The organism is Klebsiella sp. K5-45 (assembly GCF_030128605.1).
Classification (GTDB): Bacteria; Pseudomonadota; Gammaproteobacteria; order Enterobacterales; family Enterobacteriaceae; genus Klebsiella; species Klebsiella quasipneumoniae.
The window spans coordinates 199122-213032 of record NZ_JAKUZW010000009.1 but is presented as its reverse complement, the minus strand read 5'-3'; the positions used below and the strand labels follow the sequence as shown (position 1 = coordinate 213032).

Annotated in this window: 18 protein-coding genes and 1 pseudogene; 7 read left to right on the top strand and 12 right to left on the bottom strand. The window is 58.2% G+C overall.

Annotation, left to right across the window (positions count from 1 at the left end):
• Positions 1-2: 2 nt before the first annotated feature.
• Positions 3-374 carry a helix-turn-helix domain-containing protein gene (locus tag MKS11_RS19905; RefSeq protein ID WP_004206475.1) on the bottom strand — a complete coding sequence of 124 codons (372 nt, stop codon included), beginning with the start codon at positions 372-374 and terminating at the stop codon, positions 3-5.
• A gap of 90 nt (positions 375-464) precedes the next feature.
• Between MKS11_RS19905 and MKS11_RS19900 the strand changes: the two genes are divergently transcribed.
• The 4 genes from MKS11_RS19900 to ytfE all read left to right on the top strand — a co-directional run bounded on the left by MKS11_RS19900 (position 465) and on the right by ytfE (position 4008).
• Positions 465-1313, top strand: a complete 849-nt coding sequence (locus MKS11_RS19900) for an SDR family oxidoreductase (RefSeq protein ID WP_017900587.1) — start codon at positions 465-467, stop codon at positions 1311-1313.
• Between the two features lie 78 nt (positions 1314-1391).
• Positions 1392-2216, top strand: a complete 825-nt coding sequence (locus MKS11_RS19895; RefSeq protein WP_048294052.1) for an AraC family transcriptional regulator — start codon at positions 1392-1394, stop codon at positions 2214-2216.
• Positions 2217-2291: 75 nt separating this feature from the next.
• The gene (locus MKS11_RS19890; protein ID WP_004206472.1) at positions 2292-3263 is read left to right on the top strand and encodes a DMT family transporter; all 972 of its coding nucleotides are present in this window, start codon (positions 2292-2294) and stop codon (positions 3261-3263) included.
• 82 nt (positions 3264-3345) lie between these two features.
• Positions 3346-4008 carry an iron-sulfur cluster repair protein YtfE gene (gene ytfE, locus MKS11_RS19885; RefSeq protein WP_004206471.1) on the top strand — a complete coding sequence of 221 codons (663 nt, stop codon included), beginning with the start codon at positions 3346-3348 and terminating at the stop codon, positions 4006-4008.
• A gap of 104 nt (positions 4009-4112) precedes the next feature.
• Here the strand turns inward: ytfE and cycA are convergent, their stop codons facing one another.
• Both cycA and fklB read right to left on the bottom strand, forming a co-directional pair.
• The gene (gene cycA / locus MKS11_RS19880; RefSeq protein WP_004206470.1) at positions 4113-5516 is read right to left on the bottom strand and encodes a D-serine/D-alanine/glycine transporter; all 1404 of its coding nucleotides are present in this window, start codon (positions 5514-5516) and stop codon (positions 4113-4115) included.
• A gap of 305 nt (positions 5517-5821) precedes the next feature.
• The gene (gene fklB / locus MKS11_RS19875) at positions 5822-6442 is read right to left on the bottom strand and encodes an FKBP-type peptidyl-prolyl cis-trans isomerase (RefSeq protein WP_002886687.1); all 621 of its coding nucleotides are present in this window, start codon (positions 6440-6442) and stop codon (positions 5822-5824) included.
• A 219-nt stretch (positions 6443-6661) separates the two neighbouring features.
• On the opposite strand from fklB, the gene MKS11_RS19870 reads away from it, so the two are divergent.
• Positions 6662-7336: a LysM-like peptidoglycan-binding domain-containing protein gene (locus MKS11_RS19870; RefSeq protein ID WP_004206465.1), complete on the top strand. Its 675-nt coding sequence runs from the start codon at positions 6662-6664 to the stop codon at positions 7334-7336.
• Between the two features lie 108 nt (positions 7337-7444).
• On the opposite strand, the gene rplI is transcribed toward MKS11_RS19870, so the two are convergent.
• The 4 genes from rplI to rpsF are packed head-to-tail and all read right to left on the bottom strand — an operon-like array spanning position 7445 to position 8883.
• A complete protein-coding gene (gene rplI, locus MKS11_RS19865; RefSeq protein ID WP_004206464.1) occupies positions 7445-7894 on the bottom strand; it encodes a 50S ribosomal protein L9 in 450 nt (149 codons plus the stop codon).
• Between the two features lie 41 nt (positions 7895-7935).
• Positions 7936-8163, bottom strand: coding sequence for a 30S ribosomal protein S18 (gene rpsR / locus MKS11_RS19860; protein WP_000135199.1), 228 nt, complete (start codon positions 8161-8163; stop codon positions 7936-7938).
• 4 nt (positions 8164-8167) lie between these two features.
• On the bottom strand, positions 8168-8482 hold the full coding sequence (gene priB / locus MKS11_RS19855; protein ID WP_002885722.1) for a primosomal replication protein N: 315 nt from the start codon (positions 8480-8482) through the stop codon (positions 8168-8170).
• A 5-nt stretch (positions 8483-8487) separates the two neighbouring features.
• Positions 8488-8883, bottom strand: a complete 396-nt coding sequence (gene rpsF, locus MKS11_RS19850) for a 30S ribosomal protein S6 (RefSeq protein ID WP_002885691.1) — start codon at positions 8881-8883, stop codon at positions 8488-8490.
• 341 nt (positions 8884-9224) lie between these two features.
• On the opposite strand from rpsF, the gene MKS11_RS19845 reads away from it, so the two are divergent.
• Positions 9225-9500, top strand: coding sequence for a DUF1471 domain-containing protein (locus MKS11_RS19845; protein ID WP_004206463.1), 276 nt, complete (start codon positions 9225-9227; stop codon positions 9498-9500).
• 149 nt (positions 9501-9649) lie between these two features.
• Positions 9650-10842, top strand: a pseudogene (locus tag MKS11_RS19840) (MFS transporter).
• Between the two features lie 63 nt (positions 10843-10905).
• On the opposite strand, the gene MKS11_RS19835 reads toward MKS11_RS19840, so the two are convergent.
• The 5 genes from MKS11_RS19835 to ulaB are packed head-to-tail and all read right to left on the bottom strand — an operon-like array spanning position 10906 to position 13902.
• Complete coding sequence (locus tag MKS11_RS19835) at positions 10906-11592, bottom strand: L-ribulose-5-phosphate 4-epimerase (protein ID WP_087771118.1); 687 nt, start codon at positions 11590-11592, stop codon at positions 10906-10908.
• A complete protein-coding gene (locus MKS11_RS19830) occupies positions 11592-12446 on the bottom strand; it encodes an L-ribulose-5-phosphate 3-epimerase (RefSeq protein ID WP_017900591.1) in 855 nt (284 codons plus the stop codon). Before MKS11_RS19830 ends, MKS11_RS19835 begins: the two co-directional genes overlap by 1 nt.
• A 9-nt stretch (positions 12447-12455) precedes the next feature.
• On the bottom strand, positions 12456-13106 hold the full coding sequence (ulaD, locus tag MKS11_RS19825; RefSeq protein WP_017900592.1) for a 3-keto-L-gulonate-6-phosphate decarboxylase UlaD: 651 nt from the start codon (positions 13104-13106) through the stop codon (positions 12456-12458).
• Between the two features lie 13 nt (positions 13107-13119).
• Complete coding sequence (ulaC, locus tag MKS11_RS19820) at positions 13120-13587, bottom strand: PTS ascorbate transporter subunit IIA (protein WP_023319570.1); 468 nt, start codon at positions 13585-13587, stop codon at positions 13120-13122.
• Positions 13588-13596: 9 nt separating this feature from the next.
• Positions 13597-13902 carry a PTS ascorbate transporter subunit IIB gene (ulaB, locus tag MKS11_RS19815; protein ID WP_002885682.1) on the bottom strand — a complete coding sequence of 102 codons (306 nt, stop codon included), beginning with the start codon at positions 13900-13902 and terminating at the stop codon, positions 13597-13599.
• Between the last annotated feature and the right edge of the window lie 9 nt (positions 13903-13911).

The window sequence follows — 13911 nt, the reverse complement described above, 5'->3', positions numbered from 1 at the left end:
TTTCACTCCTCGTGGCTAGCCAGCACCGCCGGCAGATTAACCTCGATCCAGTCCGCCAGGGCCGCCACCTTCTCGCTCACCTGCAGGCCGAGCGGCGTCAGGCTATATTCAACGTGCGGCGGCACCACCGGATAAGAGACGCGGTCGATAAAACCATCCTGCTCCAGGGCCTGCAGCGACTGCGCCAGCATCTTTTCGCTGACTCCGCCCATTTTGCGCCGCAGATCGCTGAAGCGATGAGTTCCTTCGCGCAGCGCCACCAGAATCAACACACCCCAGCGGCTGGTGACATGTTTAAGCACATCGCGCGACGGGCACTGTTCCGCAAACAAATTGCCATTGCGCAGTTTCTCGCTCAGCGTCGGTTCGGCCATTTTCACACTTACCTTTTTGTACGTACTTACTAAAAGTTAGTTAAGGTGTTAGCTTACCACAACTGCCACTAAACACGAAGGAGAAGACTAATGATCGCTCTTACCGGTGCCACCGGCCAGCTTGGCCACTACGTTCTGCAAGACCTGCTTAAAACCGTCCCTGCCGGCCAGATTGTGGCGATTGTCCGCAACCCGGCCAAAGCCCAGACTCTCAGCCAGCAGGGCGTTGTCGTCCGCCAGGCCGACTATAGCGACGAAGCGGCGCTGACCGCCGCGCTGCAGGGCGTGGATAAACTGCTGTTAATCTCCTCCAGCGAAGTCGGCCAGCGCGCCGTACAGCACCGCAACGTCATCAACGCCGCCAAAGCCGCTGGGGTGAAGTTCATCGCCTACACCAGCCTGCTGCACGCCGACACTTCGCCGCTGGGCCTGGCCGCAGAGCATATTGCAACTGAGCAGATGCTGGCCGACTCGGGTATCGCTTACGCCCTGCTGCGTAACGGCTGGTATACTGAAAACTATCTGGCCAGCGCGCCGCCGGCGCTGGAGCACGGCGTGTTTATCGGCGCCGCCGGCGAAGGTAAAATTGCCTCCGCTACCCGCGCAGATTATGCCGCCGCGGCCGCCCGCGTTATCGCCGGTGAAGGCCATGCAGGGAAAGTTTATGAACTGGCGGGTGATAACGCCTGGACGCTGAGCGACCTGGCTGCTGAGCTGAGCAAGCAAAGCGGTAAAAACGTGGTCTACCAAAATCTCAGCGAAGCCGACTTCGTCGCCGCGCTGAAAAGCGTCGGCCTGCCGGCGGGTCTGGCCGATATGCTGGCAGACTCCGACGTCGGCGCCTCGAAAGGCGGGCTGTTTGACGACAGCCGCACCCTGAGTACGTTGATCGGCCGTCCGACCACCTCCCTTGCCGAAAGCGTGAAAGGCATTCTGTAACCGCCCCTCTCAGCTTTTGCGGTTGCGTCCCGGCGGTTCCTCTCTCATATTGAAGAGATTAATCGTCGGGAGGCAGGCATGCAGGGCGTACCACCCCAATTTAGTGATGAAAAAGATCGCGCGCGCTTTCGCCATCTCGAACAGCTGCCCGGGGTAGAGCTTTACCACGCCCATATCTCCCGCTACGCCTTTGAACCCCATACCCACGAAGCTTTCGGCATTGGCGTGATTGAGCAGGGCGCCGAGCGCTTTCGCTACCGCGGCAGTCAGCACATCGCCGCCGCCAATGCCATTGTCACCATGAATCCCGACGAGCTGCACACCGGCGAAGCGGAAACCGCCGACGGCTGGCGCTACCGGATGATTTATCTGGAGCCCGACCGTCTGGAAGCCATCACCGGGGTGCGCGACTGGTGGTTCAGCGAGGTGGTTCGCGAGGATCCCCTGCGGTCCCGGCGGATTGGCCAGCTGATTTACGGTCTGTGGCACAGCGAAGATGCGCTGGCCCAGCAGGGAATGCTGCTCGACCTCATCGACGCCTTTCGCCCTCTGGCCCACCATGCCTCGGCGCAGGGTGAGGCCGGGCATCGCTTCGACCGCGTGCGCGACTACCTGCATGATAACTATATGCGCCCCATCACCCTCGACGAGCTGGCGCAGGTGGCGGCGCTGAGCCCGTACCACTTTCAGCGCCAGTTTAAAGCCCACTATCACGTAACGCCCCATCAGATGCTGATGGCCATCCGCCTGTGGCGCGCCAAAGCGTTTCTCACCCACGGCATGCCCGCCGCCGAAGTGGCGATAGCCGTCGGCCTCACCGACCAGTCTCACCTGACCCGCACCTTCACCCAGCGTTACGGCATTACGCCGGTACGCTATCAGAAGCAGGTCGCCAGGCGCTGATGCGCAATCTCATACAATATTCCCGCCCGGCCTCCTTCTACACTGCAGACAACCGTGATGACAATGGATGCAATGATGATTAGTGGTGTGTTGTACGCCCTGCTGGCGGGGCTGATGTGGGGTTTAATTTTCGTCGGGCCTTTGCTGGTGCCAGAGTATCCGGCGATGCTGCAGTCGATGGGACGCTATCTGGCGCTGGGTCTGATCGCCCTGCCGCTGGCATGGCTCGGGCGCGCGCGTTTGCGCCAGCTGAGCCGGAACGACTGGTGGACCGCGCTGGGTCTGACGATGATGGGAAATCTTATCTATTACGTCTGCCTGGCCAGCGCCATTCAGCGTACCGGGGCGCCGGTCTCCACCATGATTATCGGCACGCTGCCGGTGGTATTGCCGGTCTTCGCCAATCTGCTTTACAGCCAGCGCGACGGAAAGCTGCCATGGCGGCGCTTGTTTCCGGCGCTGGTCTGCATCGCCGTCGGCCTGATCTGCGTTAACGTCGCGGAACTGCGCCAGGGGCTGCCTGATTTTAGCCCGTGGCGCTACGGCTCCGGCATTGCGCTGGCGCTGGGGTCGGTGGTCTGCTGGGCCTGGTATGCCCTGCGCAACGCCCGCTGGCTTCGGGAGAACCCGCATCAACCGCCGATGATGTGGGCTACCGCTCAGGCGCTGGTGACGCTTCCGGTTTCGCTGGCCGGCTATCTCGCCGCCTGCGCCTGGCTGCACGGTCAGCAGGCCGGGTTCCCCCTGCCCTTCGGCCCGCGCCCGGCGGTGTTTATTACGCTGATGCTGGCCATCGCGGTGCTCTGCTCATGGGTCGGCGCGCTGTGCTGGAATATTGCCAGTCAACGATTACCGACGGTGATCCTCGGGCCGCTTATCGTTTTCGAAACCCTGGCCGGGCTTCTGTATACCTTTCTGTTGCGGCAAAGTTTACCGCCGCTGCTGACCCTGAGCGGTATCCTGCTGCTGGTGCTCGGCGTGGTCTCCGCCGTCCGCGCCAGGCCGGAAAAACCAACGTTGCAACCGCTGACGAACGAAAAAAAGTAGCCGGGCCCTATTAAGGGGTATTCCCTCGCCAAAAAGATGTATTTAAAATACATCTTATATTCCTGATGACGAGGTAACTGCTATGGCTTTCCGTGACCAACCTTTAGGCGAGCTGGCGCTGACCATCCCGCGCGCCTCCGCCCTGTTCCGTCAATACGATATGGATTACTGCTGCGGCGGCAAACAGACGCTGGCGCGCGCCGCATCGCGCAAAGCGCTGGATGTCGCGGTGATTGAGGCCGAGCTGGAGAAACTGGCCGGGGAGCCTATCACCCGCGACTGGCGCGCGGCGCCTCTGGCGGAGATCATCGACCATATCATCGTTCGCTATCATGACCGGCACCGCGAACAGCTGCCGGAGCTGATCCTGCAAGCCACCAAGGTTGAACGGGTCCACGCCGATAAACCGAATGTGCCGAAAGGGCTGACGAAGTACCTGACCATGCTGCAGCAGGAGCTCTCCAGCCACATGATGAAAGAGGAGCAGATCCTGTTTCCGATGATCAAACAGGGGATGGGCGCCCAGGCCGGGGGCCCGATCGGCGTAATGGAAAGCGAGCATGATGAAGCGGGCGAACTGCTCGAGGTAATCAAACATATCACCCATAACGTGACGCCGCCGCCGGAAGCCTGCACCACCTGGAAGGCAATGTATAACGGTATCAACGAGATGATCGACGATCTGATGGAGCATATCAGTCTGGAAAATAACGTGCTGTTCCCGCGTGCGCTCGCCGGTCAGTAAAGAAAAAGGCGCCCGCAGGCGCCCTCGACATTGTCCGTCTTATTTGGCCACGTTGAGTGGCCTTTTTTATGACGATCCGTTGCAAGCAACGTTAAAATTTTCGTTTATTTCGCCAGACGTTTTTTGCCGGCAAACAGCCAGCCCGCACCCAGCAGAACAAACCACAGCGGGGTGACCATCAGCGCTTCACGGGTATCATCTTCGAGGGTCAACAGCACCAGTACGAAGACGAAGAAGGCCATGCACACCCAGCACATTAATTTGCCCAGCGGCATCTTATACTTGGACTTCTCGTGCAGCTGCGGACGCTTTTTACGATAGACCAGGTAAGAGCAAAGGATAATCGTCCAGACGAACATGAACAGGATCGCCGACACCGTGGTGATCATGGTGAACGCGGCGATCACGCTCGGGTTGACCATCAGCATCACCACGCCGCCCAGCAGGCACATGCAGGAGAAGGTTAAGCCCTTCGCCGGCACCGCACGCTTCGACAGCTTGGCGAACATCTTCGGCGCCTGACCATCCTGCGCCAGACCGAACAGCATACGGCTGGTGGAGAAGACGCCGCTGTTGGCTGAGGAGGCTGCGGAAGTCAGCACCACGAAGTTAATCAGGCTCGCCGCCGCCGGCAGACCGACCAGCACGAACAGCTCAACGAACGGGCTCTTGCTCGGCACCACGGAGCTCCACGGCGTCACCGACATAATCACAATCAATGCGAAGACGTAGAACATAATGATACGCAGCGGGATGGAGTTAATCGCCCGCGGCAGGGATTTTTCCGGGTCTTTGGTCTCAGCCGCAGTGGTACCGACCAGCTCAATCCCCACGAAGGCGAATACCGCAATCTGGAAGCCGGCGAAGAAGCCGCTCAGCCCTTTAGGGAACCAGCCGCCGTCATTCCACAGATGCGCGAAAGAGGCTTCGACGCCGGTCGGCGATTTAAAATGCATCATGACCATCACCAGGCCGACCACGATCAGCGCCACGATGGCGACGATTTTGATCATCGCGAACCAGAACTCCATTTCGCCAAACATTTTGACGGTGGCAAGGTTCAGGCCCAGCAGCAGCAGGATCACCGCCAGCGACGCGACCCAGTCGGAGAGTCCGGGAAACCAGAACTGCGCGTAGGCGGTGATCGCCACCACGTCCGCCATCCCCGTCACCACCCAGCAGAACCAATAGGTCCAGCCGGTAAAGTAGCCCGCCCAGGGGCCCAGCAGATCGGCCGCGAAGTCGCTGAAGGATTTATATTCGAGGTTCGACAGCAGTAATTCGCCCATGGCTCGCATAACGAAAAACAGCATAAAACCGATAATCATATAAACAAAAATAATGGATGGCCCGGCAAGGCTGATGGTTTTGCCAGAACCCATAAATAATCCAGTGCCGATCGCCCCGCCAATTGCAATCAGCTGAATATGTCGGTTTGTGAGATTTCGCCGTAGCGATTGTTCAGTCGGCTCCTGCTCGATAGCAGCGACTTTAACCTGATCTACCATGTGATTTCTTCCTGTTGTACCTGTCTGTGTTGTTCAGGCTCTGATGGCCTGTCGTCTGTCATTAACCCCAGCAAGGGCTAGTCGATATTAGGTAAGAATCGGAGGGATGAATACTATGATTTAGATATAATGTTAATTTTATGTTTAAAGTGAGTGTTATATCACTCACCTAACGCGAAATAGCTCACAAAAATACACCCATATGCGATGAATGCAAAACATAATTCCAATTAATTTTTAACTTAAGGATTTTACGCTATTTTTGTGGCTTCCCCCGCCGCTGGGGAAGAGGAAGCCTCTGCTGTTTAGATAATATCCAGCAGTTCAACTTCGAAGATCAGGGTGCTGAACGGAGGGATCGACGCGCCAGCGCCGCGCTCGCCGTAGGCCAGGTTGTGCGGGATGGTCAGTTCCCATTTGGAACCTACCGGCATCAGGGTCAGCGCTTCAATCCAGCCGCCAATTACGCCGGTCACCGGGAACTCTGCCGGTTCGCCGCGGGCGACGGAGCTGTCGAAGACGGTGCCGTCGATCAGTTTGCCGGTGTAGTGCACGCGTACGCGGTCGGTACGGGCCGGGATCGGGCCTTCGCCCTGGGTCAGCACGCGGAACTGCAGGCCGGACTCGGTGCTGTTCACACCCTCTTTCTCGCGGTTTTCATCAAGGTACTTCTGGCCGTCAGCGGCCATCGCCTGGAAACGCTCGCGACGCACGGCGTCGGCGCGCTCGTGGATTTCACGCAGCGCACGGTGGACGGCTTCTACCGGCACCTGCGGCTGGTTACCTTCCAGCGCATCGGCGATACCCGCCACCAACGCTTCCGGCAGCAGCCCCTGCAGGCCGGATTCGCTCAGCTGTTGTCCAACCTGCAAGCCGATACCGTAACTTGCCTGCGCTTCGATAGTGTCAAAAGTTGGGGTTGCCATCTTTGTTCCTTTTTTGGGTGATAAACATCAAGAGAAAAGCGTCCGGAAGCATAACAGCCATAGCGAAATGGGTAAAACTTTGTCGGCGGATGATGACAAATCTCAGCGAAAAAGAAACAATAGGCGGCATCAGGTTAACTTCACTTTGTTCCGGTCATCAGGACGTTAGCCATCTATACTCATAGGCAGGATAAAAATATGCGGAGCAGGAGGAAAGCCATGCCCGGGCGCTTTGAACTGACATCTACCCTGGCGAAAATCTGGCACGCCCCGGATCATTTTCGCCTCCTGGACCCACTGCCCCCGATGCACCGCCGGGGAATTATCGCTGGCTTCCTGTTGGTTATCATCGGCATTCTGCTTCCCTCAGACGATAGCCAAAACCCGGCGTCCGCCAGCCGTGAAGCAAACCTGAATCTGCAGTCGCAGTCCCAGCCGCAAGCTGGCGGCAATCAGGCCGTTCCCCTGCCGCCGATCACCAATACGCCTACCGTGAGCGACGCCGATCAGATGGCGCCGGTCGCCCCGGAGCCGATTCAGGATGAGCAACCGGACCAGGCGCAAACGCAACAGCCCGCTGCCTCCCAGCCCTATCAATCCTCATCGCAGCAGTCCGCGCCGGGCATTGAGCAACAGTGGCGAACCTATCGCATCGAGTCGGGCAAAACCCTGGCCCAGCTGTTCCGCGATCATGGGCTGCCGGCCACCGACGTCTACGCCATGGCGCAGGTTGAAGGCGCTGGTAAACCATTAAGCACGTTGCAGAGCGGACAGACGGTGCAGATTCGGCAGAACGCCAACGGCGTGGTCACCGGGCTCACTATTGATACCGGCAATGGTCAGCAGGTGCTGTTTACCCGCCAGTCGAATGGCAGTTTTGTGCGTGCGCGCTAGCAGAGAAGACGACAGCGAGCGTTACGCCGCCGCAAAATGAAGGGCTCTGGAAAGCAAAACGCCGGCACAAGGCCGGCGGTTTGTTGTTACCAGAACGTCAGATGCCGATTACTCAGCAACCACGTTGATGATAACTTTAGCGAATACTTCGCTGTGAACCTGGAAGTCCACTTCGTGCTCGCCAACGTTACGCAGAACGCCGTTCGGCAGGCGAACTTCGCTCTTAGCAACTTTAACGCCTGCTGCAGTGACAGCGTCAGCGATGTCGCGAGTACCGATGGAACCGAACAGTTTACCTTCGTCGCCAGCTTTAGACGCGATGGTTACGGATTCCAGGGCGTTGATCTGCGCAGCACGAGCTTCAGCAGCTGCCAGAACGTCAGCCAGTTTGGCTTCCAGTTCAGCGCGACGCGCTTCGAAGAATTCAACGTTTTTCTTGGTAGCAGGAACAGCTTTACCCTGCGGGACCAGGAAGTTACGAGCATAGCCCGCTTTAACGTTAACCTGATCACCCAGGCTACCCAGGTTTGCTACTTTATCAAGCAGAATAACTTGCATTACCTTATCCTCTCAAAGTCGTATTAATGGACCGTGACCGATTACTGATGACGATCAGTGTACGGCAGCAGGGACAGGTAGCGAGCGCGTTTGATAGCGCGTGCCAGCTGACGCTGATATTTTGCACGGGTACCGGTGATACGGCTCGGGACAATCTTACCGCTTTCGGTGATGTAGTTTTTCAGCGTAGCGATATCTTTATAGTCGATCTCTTGAACGCCTTCCGCGGTGAAACGGCAGAACTTGCGACGACGGAAATAACGTGCCATATGGCTAGTCTCCAGAATCTATCAATTCAATCTGCTCGGCATGCAGAACCATTTTGCTCAAGCCGTTCTTTGCCTTATGGCAAGAGATGAACCCTCGAACGGTTACTGCGCTACCGACCGTTATACTGTGAGTAATGGCCTGGTTCTCGTGACCGCTAATAATAACGGGCATCTGACACCATGCCTGCCGGTGAAAACCGGCTTCCTCCTGCACTGAACGATGCTCAAGCACGAACTGGCAGTGAGGAATTCCTGACGGGCTGACCTTACGAAGTGGAGTCCTGCAAATAATGCCGGACAGCTCCAGACGGTTGGTCATCAGGATTACTCTTCAGAATCCCCAGCTTCAGAATCATCTGCGGTTTCGTTGGCGAAATCTTCGCGACGCTCACGGCGCTCGTCTTTCGCTTTAACCATCGGAGATGCTTCGGTAACAGCGTGCTTAGTACGCATTACCATGCTGCGGATAACGGCGTCGTTGAAGCGGAAGTTAGTTTCCAGCTCATCGATCGCTTCCTGCGGCGCTTCAACGTTCATCAGAACGTAGTGAGCTTTGTGCAGTTTGTTGATCGGATAAGCCAGCTGACGGCGGCCCCAGTCTTCCAGACGGTGGATCGTACCTGCTGCTGCAGTGATTGCACCAGTGTAACGTTCGATCATGCCCGGAACCTGTTCGCTCTGGTCAGGATGGACCATAAAAACGATTTCGTAATGACGCATCGAATTGCTCCTTACGGATTATTCAGCCTCCTGTCTGGGTCAGCCGCGGCCCATGGAGGCAAGGAACGTGTTAAAGGGCGGCTGAAAAATTGACGCGTCATTCTAATGGCGGCCCCCCAGGAACACAAGCGCATTTGCACAAATAATTCGCACTATGCGTCAAGTTGCGCTAAGTGGGTGATTTAAAATTAACCAGCAAAGGAAGCGGCATTTTTTTGAACAACTGCATCAGAAAAGGTCGCCATGCGACGAACGCGCAGCGATTACACTTATATCAAAGCCCAACGACCACAGGAGAGCCCCCGAGTCAGCGTCAGGACTGTCAGTCAGGAGCGTAGTATATGAAACTGAAAATCATCGCCATGATGGCTGCGCTTTTCTTCAGCGCCAACGCGCTGGCAGCTATCCAAATCACCGAACGACAGGCCCGCAACATGGACGACGTGCAGAGCCTCGGCGTTATCTATATCAATCATAATATGGCCACTGAGCACGAGGCTGAACAGGCCCTTAGCCAGCTGAGCGATGCGCAGGGGGCGAAATACTTCCAGCCCATCCTGATGCATGAACCAGAAACCAACGGCCCGCTTCGCGCCAGCGCGGTGATATACCGCTAACGCCGGGCCCATTCTTCGCCTCTCCTCGCGAGGGGCGAAGCGAAACCCTCACCTAAACGCAATTGAGAATTATTTTATAAACCGACTTATCAGCGTCATTGCAACCTGATTTAATCATCAGTCTGTTTTTTGATAATCAGGAGTAATGGATGGTTCCGCGTTTCGCCACCTTAGGCCGTATTCCCAAAGGCGTTTGGGTGCTCGGCGGCGTCAGCCTACTGATGGATGTGTCGTCCGAGATGATCCACAGTCTCTTACCGCTGTTTATGGCCACCACCCTCGGCGCCAGCGTGATCATTATCGGTCTTATCGAGGGGCTGGCGGAAGCCACCGCCCTGATCCTGAAAGTCTTCTCCGGCGCGATCAGCGACTACGTCGGCAAGCGCAAAGGGCTGGCGCTGCTGGGCTACGGCCTGGGCGCGCTCAGCAAGCCGCTGTTTGCCATCGCCCCGACCGCCGGCATGGTGTTTAGCGCCCGCATGATAGACCGCGTAGGCAAAGGCATTCGCGGCGCGCCGCGAGACGCGCTGGTCGCCGACGTCACCCCACCGGAGATCCGCGGCGCCGCCTACGGCTGCGTCAGGCGCTGGATACCATTGGCGCCTTTCTCGGCCCGCTGCTGGCTGTGCTGCTGATGTTTCTCTGGGCCAACGATTTTCACGCCATATTCTGGGTGGCGGTTATTCCCGCCGTGCTCTCCATTCTCCTGCTGGGTTTTGGTCTGCAGGAGCCAAAATCCGCCATCGGTCATAAACGCAGTAATCCGCTGAAGCGCGAAAATCTGCAAAAGCTCTCCGCCGCCTACTGGTGGGTGGTCGCCATCGGTAGCATCTTCACCCTTGCCCGCTTCAGCGAAGCCTTTCTGGTGCTGCGCGCCCAGCAGATGGAGATCCCGCTGTTTACTATTCCGCTGGTGATGGTGGCGATGAACCTCGTCTACAGCGTTACGGCCTACCCGTTCGGCAAGCTCTCTGACAGCATGAGCCACAGCAAACTGCTGCAGTGGGGACTGCTGGTGCTGATCCTCGCCGATATCGTGCTGGCCCTCAGCGGCCACTGGAGCACGCTGCTGGTCGGGGTCGCGCTATGGGGAATTCACATGGGGATGACCCAAGGGCTGTTGGCGGCGATGGTCGCCCATACGGCGCCGCCGGAGCTACGCGGCACGGCGTTCGGTATGTTCAACCTGATGAGCGGCCTGGCGCTGTTGCTGGCCAGTACCTGCGCCGGAGTGCTGTGGGAAACCTTCGGCGCCGCTTCGACGTTTTACGCTGGCGCGATAATTTGCGTGGTCACGATCATCGGCATGCGCGCTATGCCCTCAGCTTATCGTCAGGGCTAAAAAACAGCTCCGGGGCCAGACCAGTTGTTTCACCGTGACGGTGAAAGCCCCGGAGCGCGTCGTTTACTTCTGCCCGTAGTAGGCGTTCGGCCCGTGTTTACGCAGAAAATGTTTTTCCATCAGCCAGCTATCAATCGGCTGCAGCTGCGGATTAATGCCGCGGGCAATCCACGCCATGCGCGCCACCTCTTCCATCACCACCGCGTTGTGTACCGCCTCGTGGGCGTCTTTGCCCCAGGCAAATGGCCCGTGCTGATAGACGACGATCCCCGGCGTATGCAGCGGATTGGCCTCACCCAGCGTTTCGATAATCACCTGCCCGGTGTTCAGCTCGTAGGCCTCGTCCACCTCCTGTGCGCTAAGCGCCCGGGTGCAGGGAATATCGCCGAAGAAGTAGTCCGCATGGGTGGTGCCGAGCGCCGGGATCGCCAGCCCCGCCTGCGCCCAGGCGGTGGCGTGCGTCGAGTGGGTATGCACCACCCCGCCAAGGCCGGGATAACGGCGATAGAGCGCCAGATGGGTAGCGGTATCAGAGGAGGGACGCCAGCGTCCTTCCACCACGTTGCCCTGCAGATCGACCACCGTCATGTCATCGACGGTCATGGCGTCGTAGGCCACGCCGCTGGGTTTGATCGCCACCAGCCCGCGCTGCCGGTCAATCGCGCTGACATTGCCCCAGGTGAAGGTCACCAGGCCGTAGCGCGGCAGATCCATATTGGCCTCGAACACCTGCTGTTTCAGTTGTTGCATTACGCCGCCTCCATCAGCCCGGCGCGGGCCATCCGCGCTTTCACCCAGTCGCGCGCCTTCGCCACTTCCGCTAGCGGATCCGCGCTGCTTTCACTCCACATCTCAATCAGATACGGGCCGCAGTAGCCGGTCTGTTTGAGGGTTGCGAAGCAGCGTTCAAAATCGACGACCCCTTCGCCGAACGGCACGTTTTTAAAGACGCCGGGCCGGGTATCTTTGACGTGCACCGCCACGATGTGCCCCATGCCGGCCTGCAGCTCCATCTGGACGTCGTTATCCCACGCCGACAGATTGCCGATATCGGGATAAAGCTGGAACCACGGATTATTCAGGTAATGGGCGTAGCCCAGCGCTTTGCTGATCGAGTTCATCAACGGGTAGTCCATAATCTCCATCGCCAGGGTTACCTGGGCCCGGCTGGCCATCTCGACGCTCTCTTTCAGACCATCGCGAAAGCGGCGCCGCGTCTCATCGTTCGCCTGCTGGTAATAGACGTCGTAACCTGCCAGCTGGATCACCCGGATCCCGACATCCTGCGCCAGCTGGATGGCTTTGCGCATGATTTCCAGCCCCTGAAGACGCACCGCGTCATCTTCGCTGCCCAGTGGAAAACGGCGATGGGCGCTCAAGCACATCGATGGCACCCGGACGCCGGTTTCGGCCACCGCCTTGACCAGCGCCAGACGCTGCTCCGGGCTCCAGTCCAGCCGCGCAAGGCGAGCGTCCGTTTCATCGAGGGACATTTCCACAAAATCAAAGCCCAGCGCTTTCGCCAGCTTTAGCCGCTCCAGCCAGCACTCCCCGGCGGGGAGCGCTTTTTCATAGATGCCGAGCGGAATTTGTTTCGCCAACATAGCCGCTCCTTAACCCCACAGCTGGGCGATAGAGCGTTTAAACTGGCGCGCCGCTTCCACCGGCGAAGCGGCATCGCGGATGCTGCGCCCGGCAATAAAGACGTGGATGGGGATGCCAGCGAACAGCGGCAGGTCCTCCAGCGCCAGGCCGCCGGTGACGGTCACTTTGAAGCCCATATCGGACAGACGCTTAATTGCGCTGATATCCGCCTCGCTCCACGCCACGCCCGCCGCCTGCGCGTCGCGGCTGCGGTGATAGACCACCTGCTGGATGCCCGCCTCGCACCATGCCTGCGCCTGCTCCCAGGTCCAGAAGCCGGTTAGCTCGATCTGAACGTCGCCGTTGAACTCTTTGGCGACATCCAGCGCCCCTTTGGCGGTATTGATATCGGCGCAGCAGATCACCGTGACCCAGTCGGCGTTGGCTTCAAAGCACATCCGCGACAGAATCTTGCCGGCGTCGGCGATTTTGGCGTCCGCCAGCACAATTTTATGCGGGTACAGCGCTTTCAGATCGCGCACCGCACGCACCCCTTCCCCGACGCAAAGGATGGTGCCGACTTCAATGATATCCACCTCTTCGGCGATCAGGCGGGTGGTCTCGTAGGCGCTGGCCAGCGTTTGGTTGTCCAGTGCGACCTGTAACATAGGTAATGACATGATAGTGTTCCTTTTAAACAGCCGCCGCGGTGGCGTTTTTAATTAAATCCAGCACTTCCTGCTCGCTGCGACAGGCGCGTAAACGGTCGAAATTGGCTTCATCATCAAACAGGTTAACGATCTGCATAATCCCCACCTCCTGGTGAGTGGTGGCGTCAACCGCCGCCATAGTGATCAGAATGTCGACCGGGTCGTTATCTTCGTGGTTGAAAATCAGCGGTTTTTTCAGGGTCACCAGCGCAAACCCGGTTTTCCTGACGCCCTCTTCCGGCCGCCCGTGCGGCATCGCCAGCCCGGGGGCGATCACAAAATAGGGGCCATGCTCGGCCACGCCGTCGAGAATGGCCTGGTAATAGCGCGGTTCCACGACGTCGGCGGCCACCAGCAGATCGACGCCGATTTTTACCGCCTCCTGCCAGGTTTCCGCTTCCGCCTGCAGGCGGATGGAGTGGTTCTGCGCCAGCGATTCATGAAGTTTCATGGCCGCTCCTTATTTCACGTCCTGCGGGAAGTGAGCTTTAATCACCTCCAGCAGCTTGGGACCGAAATCCGCTGGCGAAAGCATGTTACGCACGCCCACCACATGTTTATTACCGGAGACGGTAATCTCCCCCGCGATATGGGTTGAAGCGATGATGATATCCGCGCCGTTCAGCTCGCTTTTGTATTCACCTACCGCGCAGCTGTTTACCGTGTGGTCGATGTTGGATTGCGTCAGAAACTGGTCCACCTTCATTTTCATGATCATGGAACTGCCTTGCCCGTTACCACACACAGCCAGAATACGTACGGTCATAATCAGAAC

What these genes read in the sequence shown, in the direction of transcription:
- MKS11_RS19835 (WP_087771118.1), bottom strand. Translation starts at nt 11,592, where the DNA reads ATGCAACAACTGAAACAGCAGGTGTTCGAGGCCAATATGGATCTGCCG.
- ulaD (WP_017900592.1), bottom strand. Translation starts at nt 13,106, where the DNA reads ATGTCATTACCTATGTTACAGGTCGCACTGGACAACCAAACGCTGGCC.
- MKS11_RS19870 (WP_004206465.1), top strand. Translation starts at nt 6,662, where the DNA reads ATGCCCGGGCGCTTTGAACTGACATCTACCCTGGCGAAAATCTGGCAC.
- rpsF (WP_002885691.1), bottom strand. Translation starts at nt 8,883, where the DNA reads ATGCGTCATTACGAAATCGTTTTTATGGTCCATCCTGACCAGAGCGAA.
- ulaC (WP_023319570.1), bottom strand. Translation starts at nt 13,587, where the DNA reads ATGAAACTTCATGAATCGCTGGCGCAGAACCACTCCATCCGCCTGCAG.
- ytfE (WP_004206471.1), top strand. Translation starts at nt 3,346, where the DNA reads ATGGCTTTCCGTGACCAACCTTTAGGCGAGCTGGCGCTGACCATCCCG.
- MKS11_RS19845 (WP_004206463.1), top strand. Translation starts at nt 9,225, where the DNA reads ATGAAACTGAAAATCATCGCCATGATGGCTGCGCTTTTCTTCAGCGCC.
- ulaB (WP_002885682.1), bottom strand. Translation starts at nt 13,902, where the DNA reads ATGACCGTACGTATTCTGGCTGTGTGTGGTAACGGGCAAGGCAGTTCC.
- rpsR (WP_000135199.1), bottom strand. Translation starts at nt 8,163, where the DNA reads ATGGCACGTTATTTCCGTCGTCGCAAGTTCTGCCGTTTCACCGCGGAA.
- cycA (WP_004206470.1), bottom strand. Translation starts at nt 5,516, where the DNA reads ATGGTAGATCAGGTTAAAGTCGCTGCTATCGAGCAGGAGCCGACTGAA.
- priB (WP_002885722.1), bottom strand. Translation starts at nt 8,482, where the DNA reads ATGACCAACCGTCTGGAGCTGTCCGGCATTATTTGCAGGACTCCACTT.
- MKS11_RS19895 (WP_048294052.1), top strand. Translation starts at nt 1,392, where the DNA reads ATGCAGGGCGTACCACCCCAATTTAGTGATGAAAAAGATCGCGCGCGC.
- MKS11_RS19900 (WP_017900587.1), top strand. Translation starts at nt 465, where the DNA reads ATGATCGCTCTTACCGGTGCCACCGGCCAGCTTGGCCACTACGTTCTG.
- rplI (WP_004206464.1), bottom strand. Translation starts at nt 7,894, where the DNA reads ATGCAAGTTATTCTGCTTGATAAAGTAGCAAACCTGGGTAGCCTGGGT.
- fklB (WP_002886687.1), bottom strand. Translation starts at nt 6,442, where the DNA reads ATGGCAACCCCAACTTTTGACACTATCGAAGCGCAGGCAAGTTACGGT.
- MKS11_RS19830 (WP_017900591.1), bottom strand. Translation starts at nt 12,446, where the DNA reads ATGTTGGCGAAACAAATTCCGCTCGGCATCTATGAAAAAGCGCTCCCC.
- MKS11_RS19890 (WP_004206472.1), top strand. Translation starts at nt 2,292, where the DNA reads ATGATTAGTGGTGTGTTGTACGCCCTGCTGGCGGGGCTGATGTGGGGT.
- MKS11_RS19905 (WP_004206475.1), bottom strand. Translation starts at nt 374, where the DNA reads ATGGCCGAACCGACGCTGAGCGAGAAACTGCGCAATGGCAATTTGTTT.